Source organism: Sphaerochaeta sp., assembly GCF_050178175.1.
In the GTDB taxonomy this organism is placed as follows: domain Bacteria; phylum Spirochaetota; class Spirochaetia; order Sphaerochaetales; family Sphaerochaetaceae; genus Sphaerochaeta.
The window spans coordinates 1-8,903 of record NZ_JBFXGH010000093.1; the positions used below are offsets into that span (position 1 = coordinate 1).

Here is an 8,903-nt window from a genome sequence, read left to right on the forward strand (position 1 = left end):
AAGAGTCGTGCTAGAGGCTTCAAGAACATGAGGAATTTCATGAATATGATCTATTTCGTTTGTGGAGAATTGTCTCTCCCCCTGCAACCAATCATGTAGAGCTACCCACTACAAACAGCGAAAGGCCGGATAGATGCAAATAAATATTTACTGTATAATCAGAAACAGTTTCAAATGAAGGCTATGTTTCGTAAGTGGTTCAGGCTTATGCTCTATGGTTATACGAATCATTGATTGCTTTCTCTCAGGTAACATGTTTGCAGAAACCCTCTAAAGTTGTGAGTGTATGGTTTGTAAGGATACAGAACAATGTTGTATTGTTCTGTGAATAATAAGGATGCAATCTTGTTGATTTCTTAGAGCGAATACAGGGAACGTACGGTAGGATTGCAGTGGCGTAGGGGAAAAAAAGGAGGAAATCCCGTAAAGTTACGCAAGCATAGAGGGATGATGATTATCCAAAAACGTAAGATCTGAGGCTACACAATCTACGAGCACTTCTCATATCCTGAGGAAATCCGTAAGGTAATCTATACAACCAATGCCATAGAATCCTTGAACTTCTCGCTGAGGAAAGTGACAAAGAACCGGGCAGCTTTCCCCACAGATGAATCAATCTACAAGATTATGTATCTTGCCATACACAAAGCCTCGAAGAAATGGACCATGCCAATCAGGAATTGGGGTGTCGCACTGAACCAGTTTTCTATCATGTTTGAAGGAAGAGTAAAACTATAGAAAATCAATTACACAAAAACTATTGACAACCCCTGTAACAAACTCAGCTGGGATTTGTGTGCAAAGACCGCCAAGAATCAGATAGTCCTTTGGTGGGGTTCATGTCTGTGAGATACAACCGCTATTAGGGCATTGATATGATTTCTCAAAGGTAAGTTCGTTTGGTCGTACTGTATTTTCTACATGGTTACTTTATGGGATATCGTCTAAATAGGAGAGAAGCTGCCTGCAGTGAAAAGTATTGATAGACACTCAGTATTTCGGTATCAGGTTTTTGATGTCTCTTTGTATCCTGTCTTGGTTTACTGCCATACACAGATTTATCAATGACTTCGTTCGAAGTATGTTTCTTGTGTGATGTAGTTGTTTGCTCGATAAAGAATAGCAGGGTGAAGACGAAACTGTATGAAATAACAAATAAACTGGATCATGAAACGCATTACTGAAAAGGATCTAACGAACCCTAGGATTGATTGATTATCTTTTCTCTTTTGCTTGTGCTGTTATCTGTTTGCATGTTACTGCTGTTTGAAAACTTCAGTGTATAGTGGTATTCATCCTATTGTAATAAGTATAAAAAGATATAAAAAAGAATGAAAATAATATTAAAATAATATTAAAAAGAAATAAAAATAACTATAAAACAACGAGAAAAAGAATTATAAAACATTGAAACGGTATTATAAAAAATGCAGGTTATACATAAACTCATATTGTTGATTTACCTCATACGATCTGATGCATTACCTATCGTCCTCGTCATGAAGAAGATGATAATCTCTTGCCTAGTGGACAAAAGTGACAAATAACGGTATTTAATAGATGTACGTTTTTAGACCGTACTTTTGTCTGGAATCCTTTCCTTACAACAATCTAGGAGTTTACATGTCTTCCCTTGCTACCCTGCTCAAGGTTAAACGTGAACACGTGCCCTTGATGTACACGTTATATTTTGCCTTTCTCACCAGTGGAATGATGAGCACCATGATCGGGGCATTGCTGCCGTTCCTGAAAGAAGAGTATCGCATGAGTTATGTGCTCAGTGGTGCCGTGATCTCAGCGCACCAGGTAGGGAACTTTATTGCACTTCTTGTCGCCGGATACCTCCCGTATCTCATCGGCCGAAAGCGAAGCACAATCACCCTTTCTCTTGGTATTGTCATCGGCTTCCTCTTGATAACCGTGACAGGTAATCCACTGTTGCTGCTTCTGGCTTTTGCATTCACCGGGATAGGGCGAGGCACCAGCAGCAACATCACGAATGTGGTCATGAGTGAAATAAGCGAGAACAAAGGTGCTGGATTGAATCTCTTGCATGCTTCATTTGCTGTAGGGGCCTTCCTTGCACCGTTTATTGTACTCTTTACCACTTCACTCTTTGGTGTACACTGGAGGATCAGCGCATGGTTCCTGGTATTGGCTGAACTTGCGGTACTGATTTTTCTCAGTCGGTCATCCCTTTCCGGGAAACCCAAGGAAAAGGAAGTAGGGCATCAGAGCCACGCATTCATGAAAAGTGGCAGTTTCTGGCTTAATACCTTTATATTGTTTTTCTATCTCTGCTCAGAAGCCTCCGTCATTGGTTGGTTGGTGACCTACTTCATTGAAACGGGACGTTTGAGCCCCTCCCTTGCGCAGACAACAAGTTCGGCGCTTTGGGTGTGTATCCTGATTGGGCGACTTGCCTGTGCCCACCTCTCAAACAGAATGAACAAGAATGTCCTGCTCATCATCCTTGCTTTGTTTCAGTTGGCTTTCTTCACGATGATGATCAGTGTAGAGAATACTGCATTGATCTATGTCAGCCTTTTTGGATTTGGCCTTGCCATGAGTGGAACCTATCCCACAACACTCTCTACGATGGACAGCAGATTCACCTCCTCTACCATCGCAACCGGAACTTGTATCGCAACTGCAACTGTTGGAGCGATCAGTATGCCGATCATAATCGGGGCTGTTGCACAGTCCGTTGGAATGGCAGGAGGTCTTGCCACCATCACGATCAGTATTCTGCTTATGCTTCTGCTCATCTTGGTCAAAACGTTCCTGGAATCGAAGGAATCGAGGACCAGCGTCATCCGCTGAATGCGGCCGTAAGGAATTCTTATGCTTACCCAGAATGATATGATTCGTAATATAGCCATCATTGCCCACGTTGACCACGGCAAAACCACGTTGGTGGATGCCATGTTCAGGCAAAGTGGACTCACTGATGATGGACAAGACAGAATAATGGACAGTGGGGCCATTGAACGGGAGCGCGGTATCACTATCAGCGCGAAGAACTGCGCCATCACCTGGAAAGGGGTGAAGATCAACATCATCGACACCCCGGGTCACGCCGATTTCGGTGGAGAGGTTGAACGAGGACTCTCCATGGTTGATGGTGTTGTCCTCCTTGTGGATGCAGCGGAAGGTCCGCTTCCACAGACACGTTTTGTACTTGAGAAAGCACTCAAGCTAAACTTGAAACCAATCATTGTCATCAACAAGGTCGACCGCCCGGATGAACGCAGTGAAGAGGTTCTCCAGGAGGTCTATGAATTGCTGCTCGAGCTTGGAGATGAATCAATGCTAGAGGTACCGGTCTTCTACGCAAGCGGGAAGGATGGTCGCTGTGGACTGTCCTCTCTTGATCTTGATGAGAATCTCCACCAGTTGCTTGACGCAATTCTCGAGGCCGTGCCAGCACCAGTGTTTGATGATGAACAACCCTTTGGGATGCTCGTCAGTGATCTTTCCTACAATGATTACCTCGGACGCCTGGTTATCGGTAAGGTCGTGAATGGAATCGCAACCACCAACGACAACCTTGTATGCCTGAAAGAGGGTGGGGTTGTAAAACCACTGAGAGTATCGAAGCTGCAGACCTATAGTGGTCCCACGTTCAGTGAGGTACCCAAGGTATTTAGCGGTGATATCATTGTGCTCAGCGGTGTGGAAGATGTCCACATCGGGGACACAATCTGTACCAGTGAGAATCCCAAGGCGCTGGAGCGCATCCATATCGATGAACCGACTGTTTCCATGCTTTTTGCCAAGAATATCAGCCCATTGGCTGGAAGGGAAGGCAATCAGGTAACCTCGGCAAAGATCTGGGAACGCTTGCAGAAGGAAGCGTTGCGTAATGTCTCCATCAAGATTGAGAGGAATGCCGACGATACCTTTACGGTAAAAGGAAGAGGCGAATTCCAGATGGCCATCATTGCCGAGCAAATGCGTCGAGAGGGGTTTGAGATGTGCGTAGGCAGACCAAGAATCATATTCAGGACCGATGAGCAGGGAAAGAAGACTGAACCAGTTGAGTTCCTCTATATAGACTGTCCCGAGGAGCATAGTGGAACGGTCATGGAAAAGCTTGCCAAGAGAAAAGGCCATTTGAGGGATATTACCTACAGTGAAAACGCCCGGGTGAAAATGCAGTTCGAGATCCCCTCCCGTGGGCTGATAGGGTACCACGATGAGTTTCTTACCGATACCCGTGGAAACGGCATCATGAACAGCTATATGAAAGGCTACGAGCCCTATAAAGGGGATTTTCCAGACCGTTATAGCGGGAGCTTGATCAGCGACCGCAGTGGTAACGCAGTGCCCTATGCTCTGTTTCAGCTGGAGGACCGCGGTAGATGGTTCATTGAGCCGGGTGATCCTGTCTATGAAGGGCAGGTAGTAGGTGAGAGGAACAGGGAAGGTGACTTGCTGCTCAACCCAACCAGGACAAAGAAACTAACCAACCACAGGGCTGCCGGTAAGGATGATGCGGTTGTTTTGACTCCGGTAAGCAAGCCAAGCCTGGAACAGGCCATCCAGTTTATCAAGGATGATGAGCTGGTTGAAATCACACCAAAAGCGATCAGGATGTGCAAAAAAGTCCTCGGCACCCAACAACGTAAAGTGTTCGAGAACCGAGGAGAGATTCCTCAGTACTTGCTGTAATTCTAGTCCTGCAGGTCCAAGATTACCGGGGCATGGTCACTGCCCATGACCTCGGTATCGATTGTGCTGTCCTCTACACGGTCCTTGAGATCCTCACTGACAAGCCAGTAGTCGATACGCCACCCTGCATTCTTCTCCCTTGCACGGAACCGATACGACCACCAAGAGTAGGCATCGGTTTTCTCAGGATAGAGGAGGCGGAAGGTATCGATGAATCCGGCTTCCAGGAGCTTGGTGAATTGCTGCCGTTCTTCAATGGTATACCCAGCATTCCGTTCATTTGCCTTCGGATTTTTCAGATCGATTGGATTATGGGCCACATTCAGGTCACCACATACTATGACACCCTTCATATCTTTCAGGGAAGATACATACGCTCTGAATGCTTCATCCCAATCCATTCGAACATCGAGCCTTGCCAATTCGCTTTGGCTGTTGGGAGTATAACAACTTACTACATAGAAGTCTTCGAATTCGGCAGTCACCGTCCTTCCTTCATTATCCAAGGGGTGACCAATTCCGGTTGAAACATCAATTGGCTCTGTTTTGCTGAAAAGAGCAGTGCCACTGTAGCCCTTCTTCTCAGCAAAGCTCCAGTACAGGTGATAATTAGGAAGGCTCAGGGAGATTTGATCTTCCTGCAGCTTGGTTTCCTGCAAGCAGAAAATATCTGCATCACAAGATAATACATACTCCTCAAACCCCTTTTTCTGGATTGCTCTGAGCCCGTTGACGTTCCAGCTGATTAACTTCATGCCATACACCTACATAAGAAACACGTGCATCGAATCGGCTTCTTTGCGTACTTCTTCAGGCCAGACGGAGGCTTGCACCTCTCCAATGTGTGCTTTTTTCAGGAGGAACATGCAAAGCCTGCTCTGTCCAATACCACCGCCAATGGTCTGAGGCAACTCTCCTCCAAGCAATCGTGTATGCCAGTACAATGATGTACGGTCCTCGGCCTTCCTGATCTTCAACTGTCGAAGCAAGGTTTCCTCATCCACCCTGATACCCATTGAGGAGAGTTCCAAGGAATCTCCACGTACGGTATCCCAGACAATGATGTCCCCGTTCAATCCTGTGTGTTCATCGTCGGTCTTGGTAGACCAATCGTCATAATCAGGGGCTCTTCCGCCTTGGCTGATACCATCAGCGAGGGGGCTGCCGATCCCGATCAGGAAGATGGCTCCATACTTCTTTGCAAGTTCTTTCTCTCGTTGTACTGGAGTCAGCTGTGGATACTCTCTCTGTGCATCTTCACTGTGAATGAATGTAATATGTTCAGGAAGCGTCGCTTCACATCCAGGAAACATCTCGCTGACCAAGAACTCAGTGCGTTTCATCGATGAGTATATCTTCCTCACCACTCGCTTGAGATAATCAAGTGAACGTTCATGCTTCCCCATGACCAGTTCCCAGTCCCACTGATCAACATAAATGGAGTGTATTGCATCCAGATCATCGTCTGGCCTGATGGCATTCATATCTGTGTACAAGCCAGTGCCACGTTTGAATCCAAGATCGGCAAGAGCCATGCGCTTCCATTTTGCCAAGGATTGGACGATTTCCATTTCACGATTTTCCAGATTACCTATCTGGAACCGTACTGGTCGTTCAATACCATTCAGATCGTCATTAATACCTGAACCCCTTGGGACAAAAAGCGGGCTGGTAACCCTGCTCAATTTCAAACCTCCAGAAAGTTCCCGTTCAAATGTGTCCTTGATGTACTTGATGGCCTTTTCAGTCTGCTTCTGCTCCATGGCAGGGACATAGCCTTCTGGGAAAAACTTTGGCATACAAATCTCCTTAATATTACTGAGCATATCGTATTTTTTTGCGCTCGAAAACCCTGGAAGCGGTGATTTGTACCCATTGATTGACAATACGAAATACACTGCATGCAGTGAAATTACCTGACTTCATCGATAGAAGGACGAAGAAGGAGTATGAGTATGTATTGAAATACATTTAAGCATTTAAATATCATAACAATATAAAAAATTACTTAAAATAAGCAAAATAAAATATTAAAATATATTGTAAAAAAGTAAAATATATATTAATACATCAATAAAATTGATATAATAATACATTATAAATAATATCAAAATAACATAAAATAATATCATAATATATATAAAGACATAAGAATAGATTTGTACAAAGATGGAACTTTGTTCTATATCCTTCATAAGCCTTGTCTGGGATTTAACGCCGTGGTAATCTCCAGATGATGGGATGACCAGCAATTGATAAAATAAGCGATATAAGGGGCCAGATGATGCGAAGAGTGGAATTCAACAAGGATTTCCTTTGGGGATGTGCAACTGCAAGCTACCAAGTGGAAGGTGCAGTGGAAGAGGATGGAAGGAAACCCTCGATATGGGATACCTTCTGCAAAAAAGATGGGGCAGTCCTCAATGGTGATAATGGGGATGTAGCAACTGACCAATATCACAAGTACAAGGAAGATGTCTCCTTGATGGATGGATTGGGATTCCAAGCATATAGATTCTCAATTGCATGGCCAAGGATCATACCAGACGGAAAAGGTGAGATAAACCAGGCAGGGATTGCATACTACAAGAACCTGTGTGATGCGTTGCACGAGAAAGGCATGAAGGCTGTGGCCACCCTGTATCACTGGGATCTACCCCAGACATTGCAGGATGAAGGCGGCTGGCCCAATCGTGATACAGCCTATGCATTTGCAGCCTATGCTAAGGCATGCTTTGAGCAGCTAGGATCCCATGTAGATATGTGGATCACCCTGAACGAACCATTCTGCAGTGCGTATTTAGGCTATCTCTATGGTGAACATGCTCCAGGCCACACTGATGCCAGGGAAGCCTTTGATGCTGTCCATCATCTCAATCTTGCTCACGGGCTTGCAGTCAAGGAGTATAGAAAGATTGGCTTGGACAAACCGATTGGCATTACGTTGAATCCGGTTGCTCCCCGTCCAGCTACCAGAAAGAAAGAAGATCACCATGCGAGCGAGCTTGCAAGAGCAGTAAATACTGAGGTATTTTTGCATCCGTTGGTAAGAAAAGGGTATCCCGTACTCGTGACAGAAACGCTCAATATTTCGTTTCCTGTACAAGCCGGTGATATGGACATTATCGCGGAGCCCCTCGATTTCATAGGTATCAACTATTATAATGAGGGTGCAGTGGTGTATGACGAGAAAATGCCATTCAAATATCGTGAAGTTCCCGTTTGGCAAAGAACCACTGATATGCATTGGCCGATCGTGCCATATGGATTGTTGCGATTGTTGCACTATTTTGATGATGAGACGAAAGGTCTTGCTCTCTACATCACTGAAAATGGTTGTGCAGCACAGGATATGGTAGAAGATGGGAGGGTGCATGACGTATTGCGCTGTGATTACCTGAACGAACATTTTGCTATCTGTAAACAAGCAATTGACGAGGGTGTTAAATTGAAGGGATATTTTGTATGGTCTTTGCTTGACAATTTCGAATGGGCCTACGGATATTCAAAGCGTTTTGGGATTGTGTATGTAGACTACAAGACCCAAGAAAGAATAGTGAAGGATAGTGCCTATATGATGCGTGATGTGATATCAGGGTATTGCGAATTTTAGTATTGAAACTAATATAAAATCATATAATAGCAGTAAGAAACAATGGGACAGTACCATCTAATATCATATATAGATATGTAAAATGGTACTGTTCTTTTGGATATATACATCATATTAGAATAATTAATATTTTAAATAGTATCTAAACAATATAAATGCAATTTATAAAAATATTAATATGATATTGTAAATTGTATATAATAAATGTATATCACTTTGAAACACTATAATAGTAAACAATAACAGAATACAAAATTTATAATTTTATAGTCAGATCCAATTGTTTCTTCTGCAAGATTTGATGATAATGTATTGTAACAATCGATACTGAAATCTGAATTGGTTTTGGATGGTATCATCATTAGCAGAACTAAGCTTTGACCTAAGATCATCGACCATGAAGAGATATTGTAATGTGGATTTTGCATCGGATAGATGAATATCTATACATATATAGAGTACATAGCAAAATGCCGAGCAATACGTATGAATATACGTGAATTTGTGCATATCACTACATACCGGGTGGTTTGCCGGCAACCCAGGGGGTCTTTCCCCCAGGATGACGGGGACAATCATCCCCCAAAACAACTCGATAGACGCTCCAAGGCATCCC

Annotated in this window: 5 protein-coding genes and 1 pseudogene; 4 read left to right on the forward strand and 2 right to left on the reverse strand. The window is 43.9% G+C overall.

Annotated elements, in window-relative coordinates; genetic code table 11:
* Nucleotides 1–498: 498 nt before the first annotated feature.
* The 3 genes and pseudogenes from AB7S66_RS09600 to typA form a co-directional block, all read left to right on the forward strand.
* A pseudogene (locus tag AB7S66_RS09600) lies at nt 499–738 on the forward strand (transposase); the annotation flags it as partial.
* An 885-nt stretch (nt 739–1,623) separates the two neighbouring features.
* Nucleotides 1,624–2,823, forward strand: coding sequence for an MFS transporter (locus tag AB7S66_RS09605; protein ID WP_428519447.1), 1,200 nt, complete (start codon nt 1,624–1,626; stop codon nt 2,821–2,823).
* Between the two features lie 39 nt (nt 2,824–2,862).
* Nucleotides 2,863–4,674 carry a translational GTPase TypA gene (typA, locus tag AB7S66_RS09610; RefSeq protein WP_428519449.1) on the forward strand — a complete coding sequence of 604 codons (1,812 nt, stop codon included), beginning with the start codon at nt 2,863–2,865 and terminating at the stop codon, nt 4,672–4,674.
* Nucleotides 4,675–4,676: 2 nt separating this feature from the next.
* On the opposite strand, the gene AB7S66_RS09615 is transcribed toward typA, so the two are convergent.
* Together AB7S66_RS09615 and asnA are read right to left on the reverse strand one after the other, a co-directional pair.
* The gene (locus AB7S66_RS09615; RefSeq protein ID WP_428519451.1) at nt 4,677–5,429 is read right to left on the reverse strand and encodes an exodeoxyribonuclease III; all 753 of its coding nucleotides are present in this window, start codon (nt 5,427–5,429) and stop codon (nt 4,677–4,679) included.
* 9 nt (nt 5,430–5,438) lie between these two features.
* On the reverse strand, nt 5,439–6,473 hold the full coding sequence (gene asnA / locus AB7S66_RS09620) for an aspartate--ammonia ligase (protein ID WP_428519453.1): 1,035 nt from the start codon (nt 6,471–6,473) through the stop codon (nt 5,439–5,441).
* A 482-nt stretch (nt 6,474–6,955) separates the two neighbouring features.
* On the opposite strand from asnA, the gene AB7S66_RS09625 reads away from it, so the two are divergent.
* Nucleotides 6,956–8,287 carry a GH1 family beta-glucosidase gene (locus AB7S66_RS09625; protein WP_428519455.1) on the forward strand — a complete coding sequence of 444 codons (1,332 nt, stop codon included), beginning with the start codon at nt 6,956–6,958 and terminating at the stop codon, nt 8,285–8,287.
* The last annotated feature ends 616 nt before the right edge of the window (nt 8,288–8,903 follow it).

What these genes read in the sequence shown, in the direction of transcription:
- AB7S66_RS09605 (WP_428519447.1), top strand. Translation starts at nt 1,624, where the DNA reads ATGTCTTCCCTTGCTACCCTGCTCAAGGTTAAACGTGAACACGTGCCC.
- typA (WP_428519449.1), top strand. Translation starts at nt 2,863, where the DNA reads ATGATTCGTAATATAGCCATCATTGCCCACGTTGACCACGGCAAAACC.
- AB7S66_RS09615 (WP_428519451.1), bottom strand. Translation starts at nt 5,429, where the DNA reads ATGAAGTTAATCAGCTGGAACGTCAACGGGCTCAGAGCAATCCAGAAA.
- asnA (WP_428519453.1), bottom strand. Translation starts at nt 6,473, where the DNA reads ATGCCAAAGTTTTTCCCAGAAGGCTATGTCCCTGCCATGGAGCAGAAG.
- AB7S66_RS09625 (WP_428519455.1), top strand. Translation starts at nt 6,956, where the DNA reads ATGATGCGAAGAGTGGAATTCAACAAGGATTTCCTTTGGGGATGTGCA.